Source organism: Deltaproteobacteria bacterium, assembly GCA_015233135.1.
In the GTDB taxonomy this organism is placed as follows: Bacteria; UBA10199; UBA10199; order JADFYH01; family JADFYH01; genus JADFYH01.
The window spans coordinates 30,276-44,245 of sequence record JADFYH010000014.1 but is presented as its reverse complement, the minus strand read 5'-3'; the positions used below and the strand labels follow the sequence as shown (position 1 = coordinate 44,245).

12 protein-coding genes, 2 tRNA genes and 1 other RNA gene are annotated in these 13,970 nt (G+C 45.9%); 10 read left to right on the top strand and 5 right to left on the bottom strand.

Annotation, left to right across the window (positions count from 1 at the left end; all coding sequences use genetic code 11):
* Positions 1–8: 8 nt before the first annotated feature.
* The 5 genes from HQM15_06435 (at position 9) to HQM15_06415 (ending at position 5,382) form a co-directional block, all read left to right on the top strand.
* On the top strand, positions 9–533 hold the full coding sequence (locus HQM15_06435) for a hypothetical protein (GenBank protein ID MBF0492400.1): 525 nt from the start codon (positions 9–11) through the stop codon (positions 531–533).
* A 206-nt stretch (positions 534–739) separates the two neighbouring features.
* Entirely contained in the window at positions 740–1,159 is a 420-nt protein-coding gene (locus HQM15_06430) for a hypothetical protein (GenBank protein MBF0492399.1), read from the top strand.
* A 4-nt stretch (positions 1,160–1,163) separates the two neighbouring features.
* Positions 1,164–1,709 (top strand): type II secretion system protein, encoded by a 546-nt coding sequence (locus tag HQM15_06425; GenBank protein ID MBF0492398.1) that lies wholly within the window; start codon positions 1,164–1,166, stop codon positions 1,707–1,709.
* A 3-nt stretch (positions 1,710–1,712) separates the two neighbouring features.
* Positions 1,713–2,177 carry a prepilin-type N-terminal cleavage/methylation domain-containing protein gene (locus HQM15_06420; GenBank protein MBF0492397.1) on the top strand — a complete coding sequence of 155 codons (465 nt, stop codon included), beginning with the start codon at positions 1,713–1,715 and terminating at the stop codon, positions 2,175–2,177.
* 163 nt (positions 2,178–2,340) lie between these two features.
* On the top strand, positions 2,341–5,382 hold the full coding sequence (locus HQM15_06415) for a DUF4215 domain-containing protein (GenBank protein ID MBF0492396.1): 3,042 nt from the start codon (positions 2,341–2,343) through the stop codon (positions 5,380–5,382).
* 179 nt (positions 5,383–5,561) lie between these two features.
* Here HQM15_06415 and HQM15_06410 read toward each other — a convergent pair.
* Together HQM15_06410 and HQM15_06405 are read right to left on the bottom strand one after the other, a co-directional pair.
* Positions 5,562–5,635, bottom strand: a tRNA-Pro gene (locus HQM15_06410).
* A gap of 15 nt (positions 5,636–5,650) precedes the next feature.
* Positions 5,651–6,532, bottom strand: coding sequence for a 1-acyl-sn-glycerol-3-phosphate acyltransferase (locus HQM15_06405; protein ID MBF0492395.1), 882 nt, complete (start codon positions 6,530–6,532; stop codon positions 5,651–5,653).
* Between the two features lie 153 nt (positions 6,533–6,685).
* Between HQM15_06405 and HQM15_06400 the strand changes: the two genes are divergently transcribed.
* Both HQM15_06400 and ssrA read left to right on the top strand, forming a co-directional pair.
* Positions 6,686–7,717 (top strand): radical SAM protein, encoded by a 1,032-nt coding sequence (locus tag HQM15_06400; GenBank protein MBF0492394.1) that lies wholly within the window; start codon positions 6,686–6,688, stop codon positions 7,715–7,717.
* Positions 7,718–7,921: 204 nt separating this feature from the next.
* Positions 7,922–8,280: a transfer-messenger RNA gene (gene ssrA, locus HQM15_06395) on the top strand.
* Here ssrA and HQM15_06390 read toward each other — a convergent pair.
* The 3 genes from HQM15_06390 to HQM15_06380 form a co-directional block, all read right to left on the bottom strand.
* Entirely contained in the window at positions 8,237–8,929 is a 693-nt protein-coding gene (locus tag HQM15_06390) for an RNA pseudouridine synthase (protein MBF0492393.1), read from the bottom strand. The two genes, ssrA and HQM15_06390, sit on opposite strands and share 44 nt — an antisense overlap.
* Positions 8,929–9,417 carry a hypothetical protein gene (locus tag HQM15_06385; protein ID MBF0492392.1) on the bottom strand — a complete coding sequence of 163 codons (489 nt, stop codon included), beginning with the start codon at positions 9,415–9,417 and terminating at the stop codon, positions 8,929–8,931. The genes HQM15_06390 and HQM15_06385 overlap by 1 nt, the downstream gene beginning before the upstream one ends.
* Before the next feature lie 135 nt (positions 9,418–9,552).
* Positions 9,553–9,626: transfer RNA gene (locus tag HQM15_06380), tRNA-Val, on the bottom strand.
* A 157-nt stretch (positions 9,627–9,783) separates the two neighbouring features.
* On the opposite strand from HQM15_06380, the gene HQM15_06375 reads away from it, so the two are divergent.
* From HQM15_06375 to HQM15_06365, 3 genes are all read left to right on the top strand, one after another.
* Entirely contained in the window at positions 9,784–10,947 is a 1,164-nt protein-coding gene (locus HQM15_06375; GenBank protein MBF0492391.1) for a hypothetical protein, read from the top strand.
* 168 nt (positions 10,948–11,115) lie between these two features.
* Positions 11,116–11,685, top strand: coding sequence for a hypothetical protein (locus HQM15_06370; protein MBF0492390.1), 570 nt, complete (start codon positions 11,116–11,118; stop codon positions 11,683–11,685).
* 154 nt (positions 11,686–11,839) lie between these two features.
* Positions 11,840–13,924 carry an NAD(P)-binding domain-containing protein gene (locus HQM15_06365; protein ID MBF0492389.1) on the top strand — a complete coding sequence of 695 codons (2,085 nt, stop codon included), beginning with the start codon at positions 11,840–11,842 and terminating at the stop codon, positions 13,922–13,924.
* Positions 13,925–13,970 lie beyond the last annotated feature (46 nt).

The window sequence follows — 13,970 nt, the reverse complement described above, 5'->3', positions numbered from 1 at the left end:
GGAGATTTATGAAGAAGACTATTGCAATGAGCTTGGGTTTGCTTTCACTGCTTGCTTCTGCGTCTCTATTGAGGGCTAACGAGGGCTTGGGAAGAAACAAGTACGTAAATAGTGAACTCAACAAAAACTATTGGGAAGATGTGGACGCTGTTTATGATAATCCTTCCCATCATCGTCATCATTCCAAGGTTCAAATTATTGGTGTGGAGTCCACCGTTCCGCAAAGAAGAATTCTCGATAATTTAAAGGAAGGCGTTACCGATCAGCTGACGGTTTTGAAATTGTTCTCTGCGCCTAATATTATCACTCGTTCCCCCCAAGATAAAGAAACCTGGGTATACAATTGGATCTGGTCTTATCAAAACGAAGAGAATCCCAGCCAAACCACTATCTTGATGGATCAGCAGGGGAAACGCATTCGTCGCAATAAAAAGCCCGTCTCCCTCGTCATCACCTTTAACGACAAAGACATTATCGAGTCCTACGCCATCAAACTCATCAAGGCAAAAAAAGATACCTTTAGTGAATTTTAATAAGAAAGTTTAATCTTGTTGCTCCCCTTAGCCTCTTGTCTTTCCACGTCAAGGTTTACGCCTGTTAACAGCTCCTAAAACGTTTAAGTCTGCGCTTTCCCTTTGTTTACAAGGGTTTTTTCGAGGCGTACACTTTAGCTATCAGAAAAAATTTGGTTTTTCCGTCCGGTTTCCTAACCGATTTCTTAGGGGGGAGGCGCTCGAGGATGAAATCTCGTTTCAAAATACAAAAAGGTTTTTCGGCCCTGGAGGCCATTTTTGCCATCATGATTCTCAGTGTCGGCTTCATCGGTTATATGACCCTGTTCTCTCAAATGGCCAAGACCACAGAAACCGATGACATGCGTTTGCGGGCGGGTCACTTGGCCGGAGAAAAGATGGAGGATCTGATTGCGACCAAGGCAATCAGTGGATATGCCGGCATCAACACGGGAACCACCACCGAAAATATCAGTTACGATTCTTACAACTTTACTCGACGCACCCAAATTCAATTTGTGGATTCCAGCGATTTAAGAACAGTCAGCGCTCTGGACACGGGATACAAGAGCGTGAATGTAAGTGTTTCCTGGAATTACGGAGGCCTCCTGAGTGTACAGATGATGAGTTTAATTTCGAATTACTAAAACTATGCCGAAACATTTTCTAAAATTCATTCAGAAGAAGGCCAAAAACCAAAAGGGATTTGGTTTGCTTGAAATCACCTTGGGGCTTGTGGTGGTAGGGATTATCAGCTTGAGTTTTGCGTCGTTGTTTGGAATTACTATCGATCAATATTCTGCCATCACTTCGCGCAAGGAAGCTCTTTCCCAGGCACGCCTGGCTATTAACCGAATTACTGAGGAGCTGCTCTATATCGATTCTAATGCCCTGGTTTCGATTTCAAGCAGCAATCTTTCTTTTATTGATACTTCAGGCGTTGCCACCAATTTCAGAACTCAGACCGATGCAGGTATTCTGAATCTCTACCGGGGCAATGATCTTTTGGCCAAAAACCTGAGCGCCTTTTCTCTTACCTATCTCGATTCCCTGGGGGCCCAGATTCAGGATGGAAATGTAAGTAATGTTCGAAGAATTCAGATTAATCTTGGGGTGAATGCAAGCAATAATCATGGGGATGTCAAATTAAGGGGAGAGGTTTATCCGAGAAATTTTTATTACTCGAATTTTAAATAAATCATGAAAACATTTATTAAAAATAAAAGGGGATTTTCCTTACTCGAACTTATATTCACGATAAGCCTTATTTCCATTTTGGGCCTGAGTGTGGTTTCAAGTTCCAACACCTCCGATCCCACAGTTCAAAGCGCCATGCTCAAGGTGGTGTCCGACATTCGTTTTGCACAAGACAGGGCTATTATTACAGGCGTGAATCATGGATTTAGAACCATCTCAGCCACGCAATACGAAATTTACCAGCTCACACCTGGAAACCCAGTCAACGATCCAAGCACCTCGGCTCCCATGCAGATCAGTCTCTATCAGGACTATAAAAATGTAAATTTTGCGAGAAATTATCAGGTTGAATTCAACAGCTATGGACAACCCGTGCTGGGAGGTGGGCTGGCGGTGAATTTAAGCAAGGACAGCTCCAGCAGAACTTTTACAGTCACGAATAATACCGGATTGATAATATTGCCTTGAGACTCTTGAGACTAAAGTCTTTTTCCGTAGTCTCCTCCCCTTAAGCTAAGGGGAGGTTGGGAGGGGTTATGGTGCAATGGGATGTCATTGCCATAACGCCCCCTGACCCCCTCTTAGCTTAAGAGGGGGAAATTAAGGAGAGGATTCATTTATAGGGGGGCGTATGAAAAATTTAAATAGAAAAGAGGGTGGGTTCATCTCCGTTGCCATCGTGCTGGGCTTGCTGATTCTTGGCCTTTTTGCCATGAGCAGCAATAGTGTAGTGAACGATTCCTCAACGGAAACGGCGAATAACACGAACAAGGAAAGGGCGAATTACTACGCCCTGGCAGGCATCGAATATGCCCTCCGAGCGATTGATCAGGGCCAAGACCCCAACGGGGTAAAAACCTTTGACATGGGTTCGGCAACCCTTACGATCAATGGAAATCAAATCACCTCCGTTGGAAAATCGGATGTTGCCCAAGTGACCCGATCCATTACCACTGCGATGTCAGGCTCCTGCGTTTCGATGTCCTGCAACAATTTTCATTCCAATGGAAAAGATCTCCTGGGAGTTTATGTCAGCAAGGCCTGCCTCAGCCACCCTATTATTGCCCGCATGAAAGTGAGCTTTACTCCCGATAATGGTGAAAAAGTTTCAGGCATTCAAATTAATAGTCAATCGGTTTATAGCGATGCGACAGGCACCAAATCGGGAACCTTTATTGATATTACGGATTATACGATTCCCACCACCCCCTCGCCCGACCCTGTTGATTTCATCCGATTTTCTAGCAACATTGTGGGAGCTAAAAGCTATACCATTACTTCGGAGTACACTGACCATACTACCAGCCAAGTCACTTGTATCGACGCCACGGCTGCCCAAGTGTGTGGAAACGGAATTCCTGAGACCGGTGAAGAATGTGATGATGGAAATAAAAACAATGGAGACGGTTGTTCCTCCAATTGTACCGTCGAACCGGGTTATAAATGTAATGGGAATCCGAGTAGCTGTAGTTTAATCATTCCTACTCCTGTCTGTGGGAATGGGGCCATCGAAGCAGGTGAAGCCTGTGACGACGGTAATACCAACAACGGGGATGGCTGTTCTTCTACTTGTCAAATCGAAAACGGATTTACCTGTTCAGGAAACCCGAGCGTCTGTGCCCCCATCTATGTCCCCGTCTGCGGAAATGGAAAACTCGATCAGGGGGAGGCTTGCGACGATGCCAACACTAAAGATGGGGATGGCTGTTCTTCTACCTGTACCGTAGAATCTGGCTATACCTGTAGTGGGTCTCCCAGCAAATGTACACTCATTCCCCCTCCTGCGTCCGTCTGCCCTAATGGAATCGTAGAAACGGGAGAATCTTGCGACGATGGAAATTCCAAAAATGGAGATGGTTGTTCCTCCAATTGCACCGTAGAACCTGGATACAATTGCTCGGGTAATCCCAGTGTCTGCATCAAGCCCAATGTTTGCGGAGATGGAAACAAGGCCGGCACTGAGGCCTGTGATGATGGAAACACGGTCAATGGAGATGGTTGCTCCTCAAACTGTCAGATTGAAACAGGCTGGGCCTGCAGTGGATCTCCTCTCAGCACTTGCAGTAAAATTCCCGGTTCAATCTGCGGAAATGGCATTCTTGAAAGCGGTGAAGAATGTGACGATGGGAACGTCGCTAGTAACGATGGCTGTTCTTCAAGCTGTAAAATAGAAGCAAACTATACTTGTACGGGGTCACCCAAGAGCACCTGTACCCCAACGATTCCCACCCCTGTTTGTGGCAATGGAAAGATCGAAGCCGGCGAGGCTTGTGACGATGGAAACAAAAACAACGGGGATGGTTGTTCCTCTACCTGCCAGATTGAAACGGACTATGCCTGCTCGGGCGCGCCCAGCGTTTGTGACATCGCCGGAAAAAAATATTGCATCTGTCACTACACCAGTTCGGGGGCTAATCCTTATAATACAATCTCGATCAGCGAAAATGCCGTCTGTGCCCATATTCAGCAACATGGAGATATTCCAGGCCCTTGCGCGGGAGATACCATCGCCGCCTGTAAAGGTGCCCCTCCTTTGCCCATAGACTATCCTTGCCTGGTGAGCAGCAACAACCTTTGCGGGGATGGAAAGATAGAAAACGCCGAGGCCTGCGACGATGGAAATAAGGTGAACGGGGACGGTTGTTCTTCGAACTGCATCGTTGAATCTGGCTATACCTGCACGGGCACACCCAGCAAGTGCACGCTGCCTCCCTCCAAATGCGGAAATGGCAAGGTGGAAACGGGTGAGGCCTGTGATGACGGGAATCAAATCGGTGGAGACGGATGTAGTGCCAACTGCACGGTGGAACCCAACTATACCTGTACGGGCGCTCCCAGCGTCTGTAAACTTCCCACACCTGTGTGCGGAAATGGCAAACTGGAATCCGGTGAGGCCTGCGACGATGGAAATAAAACCAATGGAGATGGTTGCTCTTCCACCTGCACCGTTGAGGCAGGCTATGCCTGCACGGGTTCTCCTCTCAGCACCTGCAGCCTTCTCTGTGGTAACGGTAAAATCGATGCGGGTGAAACCTGTGATGATGGAAACAGAACCAGTGGAGATGGATGTTCTTCTACCTGTCAGGTGGAAGGCAATAATGTCTGCACGGGAGCGCCTAGTGTCTGCAGGCTTCCCATTGTGACCAATGCTTCTACAGGGACCGTCAGCGTTGGGAAAAACTGCGACTCCGAAATCAAGGTAATCTGTAATCAAATTACTTATGGCGCCGGAGGGCCGGCAATTCCTGTAAAAATGAATCGTGCCCTCAATGGGAGCTACTTCAACAACTGGATGTTCAGCAATACCCCTGTTTACGAAGGAGAGGTATTTACCGAATCGGTGGCCTCCAGCGCCCCTGCCGTTTATATGATCAAGGCCAATGCAAAATATGGCAGCTTTAATTCGACCTACGATTCCACGAACAAAAATCAGACCATGATTTGGGTAAATGGCAGCAATCCGCCTTCCAATATCGCAGGCTTTGGAGGACAAAAATCCCTCAATACCTGTTTGGCACCTTACATCGATATGAGTGCCAAGAAGGTGAAACTGGCCGCCAATGAATCCATTATCACGATGGAACTGGGAGTGGATGTGTCTCAGTATCCCACCAGTACCGCGGCGGACTTCCAGGATTTGACGGTGTTGATTAGCGCGAAGAATTGTAAATAAGTCGCGGCTGATTTAAAAAAAAGCCGGAGAGAATCTCTCCGGCTTTTTTTTTGCTGGGATGTAATCGGGGCGACTGGATTTGAACCGGCGACGGCTTCACAGGGGCTCGCGTCGCCCCTCACTCGGCAAGGCCTCGTGAGCCTCCCCTCTCGCTCACTTTGTTCGCTATTTTTCATCAATCGGGGCGACTGGATTTGAACCGGCGACCTCTTGTTCCCGAAACAAGCGCTCTACCAGGCTGAGCTACGCCCCGAAATTTTTCACATCGTTACGATTGCGTCTCCATACCTCTCAACTTTGCGGCACGCGCTTTTAAAGCGAGCAGACTCGAACGAAAGGCGTTCGATTTTTGGATGAGTTTCTTTTCGTTCTTAAGATCTTCCAAAGTAAGGGTGACTGGAGAACCCCAATCCATCACCACTTTGGAAGGCATCAAGAAGGGAAGCTTGGGAAAAATCCAAAAAGGATAATTGGCAAACGGCTTGATAAACAGATCTAAAAAGGTTTCATTTTTAACTACCCAAAGCTTGAGCACCTGTTCGATTCCCGCATGGCCGATAGGAATAATCTTGATGTGTTTGCGGTGGCTTTTTTCCATGTAACCCTTGGCCATCCTCAAAAATCCCTTGTGAAACTTGGGGACTCGATCCGGATTGATGATGTGACTCACAAAATCCATTCCCTCAGGAAAAAGCAAAAGATGCTTTTTGAAAAGGGTCTGAACCCCATTTTCAACCGTCGCCGCCACACATTGACCACTTCTAAAAAACTCACGGACGAGAGGAAGTTTAAAGGCCTCGGGATAGACCAAAGTCCCCAGTTTCCCGGCCTGATTGCGATAGAGGTAATAGCCAATCAAGGCAGCCTCCAGGGCAATCACATGATTGCTGATGAAGATCACATGCTCATGCCTGGCCACTTCCAATCCTTCTTGCACATGCCCCAGATGTTCCACCCTAAAATAGATGTCATGAAAAAGCTTGAGCCAAAACATGTGCAGTTCGTAGAACTGATCATCCAAAGGCTTGTCGTTGTATTGAAAGGAAAAAAGTTTGGTGACCTTACCCAACAAAGCACCTATCGAATTTTCCGACGATTCGGCACTTACTCGAGGGGCAAGAGAAGAGGAGGCAGAAGAAAAAGTTTTCATGAAGAGAAACACTACTCTTTTTATTTTTTTTTGAGAAGCCTCCTTTTATACTTTTTTCACTTTTTTTAAAAAAAAGGAAGCAGTCTTGACGGACGGAGGTAACTCGAATAGTAAAATTAAATTTCGGCTGGAAAACCAGGACCCGAGGACCCTATGAAAAATCTTGCGCTAAAAATAGAAAACGAAACCGAAAGTACAACCCACGAAACAGATCCTTCTTTTTTTAGAAAAGAAAGGCAAAAATTTTTTAAGCAATATTTAATGCCTAAATTATTTTTCTTGTTCCGAGGTTTTCCAAAGAACGCCGTGGTCTCTATTGATGTGACCAACAAATGCAACCTCCGCTGCAAACATTGCTACTTCTTTGCCTATGAACAAAAACAGGAGCTGACTCCGGAACAATGGTTGGAACGCCTGGAATCCCTCAAAAAGCAGGGTTTTCCTCTTTATAGCGCCACCTGGGTAGGCGGGGATCCCATGCTGCGCAAGGATCTGATTGAAGTGGGTCGAAAGTATTTTCGTGGAAATATCATCGTGACCAACGGCACCTTTGCCCTGCCCGATTGGAAGGATGTCTATTTTCATATCTCAGTGGATGGCACCGAAAGTTACCACAACGACATTCGCGGCAAAGACGTTTATCAAAAACTCAAAAAGAATATCCACGAGGCTCCCGAGGGTCTGAACATCTCGCTGGCTACCTGCCTCAACAAACGCAATCTGTTCTGCATGGAAGATCTGTTGGAAGAATGGGCCCCCAATAAAAAAGTGAAACATATCCTGTTCGATTTTTTCACTCCGGTCAAAGGCGTGAAGCACGATCTTTTCATCCCCTTTGAAGAACAGGAACAAATTATCGACCGCATCCTCCACCTCAAAAAAACAAAATACGGCGATTTCATTGGCATCAGTGAGCGAGTGCTGGAATTGATGAAAGGCAAAGAACGTCACAAGGCCCTCGGCAACAATTGCGTCTTCTTGCAAAAAGGCCATGCCTTTGACCCGATGGGAAATAAAAAAGATCAATGCATGATGGGCAAAGAGGCCGATTGCGAACGCTGTGGCTGTGTGGTGCCCTTCTATTTGAAACAAAGAACCGAACGCAAATACATCCTCCAGGAAATGTGGGCCGATTTCAAAAAATGGACTAAGGGTAAGGAGGTCAATAAATCGATTTTCAGATAATTCAGGCGTAGAGACTTGCTTTCTAAAAAATAGAACTTACTTGTAAAAGGTGCACGTCAGTGCACCAACCAAACACTCGAAGGAGGGCTTCAGAAATTCCTTTAGACGAGGCGAGAGAGAGGGAGCAACCGGAGCGTAGCAGCGCTACGTGAGGATTGTGATCGAACGAACAACGAAGTATAAAGGAATTTCTGAAGCCCGACAGGGGGCGAATAGTTTCGACGGAATGTAGGCGAGGACGTGTCGCAGGTCGAGCAAGCTTGTAGCTCGTCAAACTCAGGCAAAAAACAACTGCAAACGCAGAAGTCGATTCTTTCGACTACGCAATGGCAGCTTAATCGCCGCCACATTCTCTAGCACTTCTCCCGCGAGGGCTAGCGAATGACAAAAAGTGGGATAGCTCTTGGGATGTCTGATCACGAAGAGCGAAATTCATCAGGCTGGTTCTTTAGAAATCGTGCCGATGCGAGGGCTAAAGAGCGAGACTCAAAATATCGGATAAACCTGTAGAAGCCGTCATCAAATCTTTCCGGACGGGGGTGCGATTCCCCCCGCCTCCATATTTTGAGACCGTATTTTTTTCGAAGGATGAGCAGGATCCTGAAATTCCAGCAAAACTGCCTGCAGTTTAAACCCTTCCAAACCTTTTCTTATTTCTCCCTTGTACAAAACATCTCCCAATAATGGAAAACCCAGATGAGCCAAGTGCACTCGAATTTGATGTCGCACTCCTGTCTCGATTCTCACTCGGACTAAAGTTGCATCCGCTAATTGTTCTTCAATTTGATAAAAAGAGATGGCTGGCCTCGCTTTTTTTCCACCCACCTGCATCTTGCGTTTGTTTTTTGCATGATGAGCGATGGGGGCATCGATTTTTTTCCAGCCTTCAAAATTTGTCATTTTTGGGCAAAGGGCCAAGTATTCTTTTCGTACCCTTCGTGCTTGAAATTCATTTCTTAAAAAAGAATAAGTTGAATGATTTCGCGCTACTAATATTAATCCTGAGGTTTCTTTATCCAAGCGATGCACCAAGCCTGCTTCGCGGCCTGGGTTTCCTATCGTTAATACTTCAGGATATTTTTGGGCCAATATTTGAATCAGCGTATTTTGATCGGACTCTTTCAAGGGATGGCAATGCATGCCTGCAGGTTTTTCGATGACTAGAAAATCCTCAGATTCGAGATGAATCTCAATTTTTGTAGGCAAATTCATTAGGGCTTGCTATCGATGTGAATCTTTCCGCTCCCTCTACAATAAGGGCATTTTTCTTTAATATCGAAAGTTTTAAAAATCATGCGGGTGTACTGCTCATGCTCATAGCCGTGGTCTTGATACCGTAAATGGGCCAATTCATGGGCTAAGGTATCTAAAACCTTCGCCTTGGGGAGGCGAATAATCTTTTTTACCTTGAGCTGTCCCCTTTTGTTGAGGCAGGTTTGTTGGGTGTGTGTTGCCAACATCACCAATTTTTTCTCAAAATACACATTTCCAAACACGCGCATAATCTTGTTTTTTGTGGGCTTAAAGGGTCGAATTTGCTTAGGCAGGGTCAAGGAGGGCATCTTTCGTTTGGCCTTCAGTAAAAAAGGATAAACCCAAGCGAGATGCGGAGAAATGGACGAACCCACATCCAAGGCCTCTTTAGACCTCTTTTTAACGCTTATTTTCTGACTTAATTTGGGTATTTTCTTAACCGTCATAAACCTCTAACCTCGTCTATAGTTGTATCAGAGAGCCCTTCGCCAGGGCAATAGAGAGTGTTAAACTCTTTTTTCACGCATAACTATTTGAAATTAATAACGATTTTTATACATCCACTGCGTCATTTTTTTAAATAGGCGTGAACGGGATCGAACCGTTGACCTCTGCAATGTGAATGCAGCGCTCTAACCAGCTGAGCTACACGCCTAATTTACAGAGTCTTGGGCTACACAGAAGGATTTTTTTCGTCAAGCCGATAAGGAGGATATTGATCTTACGCTTGATAAATTCCCTCCACTGAGTAAGGCTCCAAGGGCTCATTGTTTTAGCAGTGGTGAAAGTGGATATTCGAACGAGGAGGCCCTATGTTCAAAAAAATAAGCAGTATTTTTATCCTGATATTTCTGATGCACACGAATCTTTGGGCAGACTTCAAGGCCCAAGATTTCAGCACAAAAAAAATAACGGGAATCCCGCTGTTCAACCCCATCCGCGAATATATTTTTCAGCATCAAAATCAGATCTATACAATTCAGAGTAGTACTCAAAGTAGTGGCAACATCAAACATTGGAATGAGGCTCAAAAGGGCTGGGAAGATTTTAATGAGGGCTTAAGGGGAAATGCCGATATGCTTTATTCGGACGGGAAAAAGCTCTACGCCGCTACCCCAGACGGAGTTTATGGTTACGATTCAAAAGTAAAGAAATGGGGAATCACAGGTCATCTTTCTGAAGGATTAGACCCTTATGCCATTTCTCAGAGTGGGGGAAAACTCACTTTAGTCAGTGGGAATTATGGAGTCTATCAATTATCGAAAAATAATAATTGGGAAAAAGTCCCCGCTAAAGGCCAGGAGCCTCCTTCCTATGGATTTTGGGGAATGAGCAAGGAAATGGTGGTCGTGTCTTCGGGGACAAAAATTTATGCCTATTCGCAGGCCCGGCAAGAGTGGATAGACATCAGCGCCAATATCGAACAAGAAATCACCAGTGAAAACAAAATTCGAGACCTCATGGTGATAGGTGAAACTTTCTACATTGGCCTTAAAGGCAAGGGCATCTTCAAGCGAGATCTTAAAGACACGGGGTGGAGCCCTTTCAACGAAGGGATAGGCAGCGCTGAAAGTTTTTTGCACTTTTCCATGCCTTATGAAGAACTGATAGCCTATAGCAATAAAAATCAATACCGGCTGAATGCCCATAAAACAGCCTGGGTGCCTTTAAATTTAGGTCTGGAAAATCTAGACATTGTCACCCTCAGCAAAAGAGGAAAACAGATTTTTGCGTCCAGTAAAAATGAAGTTTTTGTCAAAGAAGGCGCTAAAATTGAGAGTGCCAATCAAGGCTTGGAGACAGCGGACAATCTGATTTATCTCGAAAAATCAAAAAAAGGTTTTTTACTCAGCAGCATCAAGGGTCTTTTTAGCTATGACAGCGCAGATAAAAAGTGGAAAAACTCGACCAATCTTTTTTCTCCCGGTTGCTCTCAAACGGTGTATCCGATTTTGTTGCGGGACGACAAGGTCTAGATAGGCACTTACACTGGTGGAGTTTATGCGGGCCAGGAAGATCAGCCGTTTACTGCTTATCAAAAGGGCATTCATGCCGTTCCAACTCAGCTAAAATCTCCTCCCTGCCCTGATAAAACTTACGACACCATTTACCGACTCACTTTTTTCCAGAATAAACTCTATGCCTTGTCTCTGACAGACGTGTACGAGTGGACGGCCCAGAAGGAATGGAAAAAGGTTTTCTCTCTGTTAAAAAATAAAAACCCTACAGGAAACGAACACATTTGCTGTGTCACCACCACCACCGACAGCAAACTCTATTTAGGCACTATGTCGGGCCTCTATCAATTTGATGGAAAAGGCCCCTGGGAAAAAGTGCCGGTGGCCGAAAAAAGCAAAGACTCCCCTGCCTATCATGTAGCCTCCACTAACAACTGGCTGGCCCTGCAGACCGATGCGGGCAGTGTCTACCGCTACAATTTTAATAACAAAACCTGGGACTTCATCCCCGGCTATTTTGGAGATTTGATTAAACTCATTAGCCATCAAAACAAACTTTTCGCGCTTTCAAATAAAAGAATTTATAGGTGGAATGAAGAAGAAAGAAATTGGGAAGAATTAAAACAAATGTCTGCCACTCAACTCATGGGCGAGACGGCAGAAAAAGAAAAAAAGAAAAAGTTTTACGATTTGATCAGCGATGGAAATCATTTGTATTTATTGGCAACAGATGGAATTTTTGAGATTTCACAATGAATGCTCTCTCCGGGGGGAGGGAGGCTACAGGGCTATAAAATCGCTTAATGGGACTAATAAATAGCCCTAAAAGTTGAGCTTGCTTGCGTCCTTCTTTATGGGGTAGGGGCCGTTCTGCCGTGCCCCCATTAAAAACCTTAGACAAGGATGATACATGCATTGTTCTACACAAGATGTCTTGCTGGCCCTACTCCTAGACCGATTTGTGCCTCTGCACGATGAGAAATTTGAACTCAAGGCGAGGTGCGATCTAACTCTAAAGTTGCTCGAGGAACTCAAGGCACTTTCCGCTCCCCTGCCAGCCGGAGCTGACACTCAAAAGATTAACCAGCGCACTCAAGCTATTATCCAGGCCTATGCTTTACTGAAACAAAACAAAAAAGCGGAGGCAGAAAAATTGTACGAAGAGGCACTCCAGACGGTAATGGAAGGCCTGGAGCTCACTCGCGGCGATCAAAAAAAATGGCCGGCACTCGATCTGGCACAGAAATCCACCCGCATTCTTACCAACTATTATTACGATCAGCCCGAACGTTTTGCCCTCGAAAAACCCTATCGCGAATTAAACACCTTGTCGCATTTGCAGAATGTGCAGGAATTTCTGGGTAAAAATGAAATTTTACTCGCCGAAAAGGAAGTGGGTTTTGCACAGGAGGAGATTCGACACGTCCTCGCACTGGCCCTGGGAATCGACCTCATCGGAATTCGCGAAGATGCAGAGACCCTCTCGCAGACCTCCAACCGGCCCGAACGCGAGGTCACGATAGAAATCTTCAAACAGCAAATTAACAAGTGCCTGAACAGCTCGTCCCTTTTGGCAAAAAATATCGCTCAATTTTGTGAACAGGATCTGATGGGCTTTGTGCGGCCTCTTCCGGCCCATGATTTTAAAGCCAAAGTCGTTCAAGGCTTAAAAAGCGAAGAGGAACTTGTTGGTCTGCTTCGTGAACAATACCAGAACCTGGACTTGCACCTGGACGCTTCTGCACAAATCAATTGGAAAAACTTTTTTGAAAAGTTGCTTTATCTGCCCAACCCCCATCAACATCATTATTTTCGCATGCCGGACGTTGACCACATTGCCAACGTGAAAATCTGGGATGCCCAGGGAAAATTAAGGCTGCATTTTGATGCGGAATCTCGTCTGGTTTATGCCCCCAGTGTCGAAGAAATGCGTTCCGGAAAATTGGATGAAAATCCCGCTGTACTCGATGTGGCGGTGATTGGCGGAGGCCCTGGCGGAATTTCAGCCGGGGTCAATCTGACGGCCATGGGTGTTTTTCGTTATGCAATCTTTGAAAAATCCGAAGCCAATTCTACCGTACGCGACATCTGGTCGAGAGAAAAAGAGGCCGATACTTTTTACAGTGGCCCTCCGGGACCTATCGCCGGCCTGGTGGGTATGCAAGACACCACCCGCGCCGTTTTTTTGAACCGCATGAACAGTTTTCTGGATTATTTTCATGTGAATTTACGACGTAAAGAACCAGTAAATAAAATCGCCCGAGAAAATTCGCTTTGGTCCATTGAAACACCGCAAGGGAAATATCTGGCAAAAAATGTGCTGATGACTGCAGGCCGTTACGGCAAACCGCGCTTGTTGAAATGGGAAGAGGGCACTGCTGATTCAGACATCCGAAAAAGCGTCGTGCGCGGGGTAGAGGTAGACGATATCGAAAACGCCTCTGTCCTCGTTATTGGGGGCGGGAATACCGCGTTTGACAACGTAAAAAGCCTGTCAGGAAATGGCAGCGGCCGAAAGAAAAACACGATCTACGTTTCTTATCACAAAAAACCTTTCAATGTCCCCGTCTCCCTGCACGTGCACAACAACGATCAATTTTTGCAATGGGAGGCCGAAGGAAAGGTGAAAATTCTTTGGAACACCAACACGGCAGGCGTGGAAAAAGTTGAAGAAAATGGAAAGACAAGATTCAAAATGAATTTCAGAGAGGGAGAAACCCCCACCTACATCGTCGTCGACTATTTTGCCCCCGCCGTGGGCTGGATGATGGACCGCGAAATGATGGAGGCGGTAGGCCTGGCCTTCAAAGAAGAAAATAAAAATCCAGACATCAACCCCAACACCCAAGCCGCCTTCACCACACAAAACGCAGAAAAAATCCCCCTCACAGGCCTGTACGTCGCCGGAGATTACGCCGAACAAAAATCCGTGCCCTTGGCCCTGAGCTCCAATTACCGCGCGGCGAAGGCGATTGCGGAGAGGTTGAGGGGTTAAGAAATCAACCCTTACACCCGATAAGACCAGTGTCAGACGAGATCCA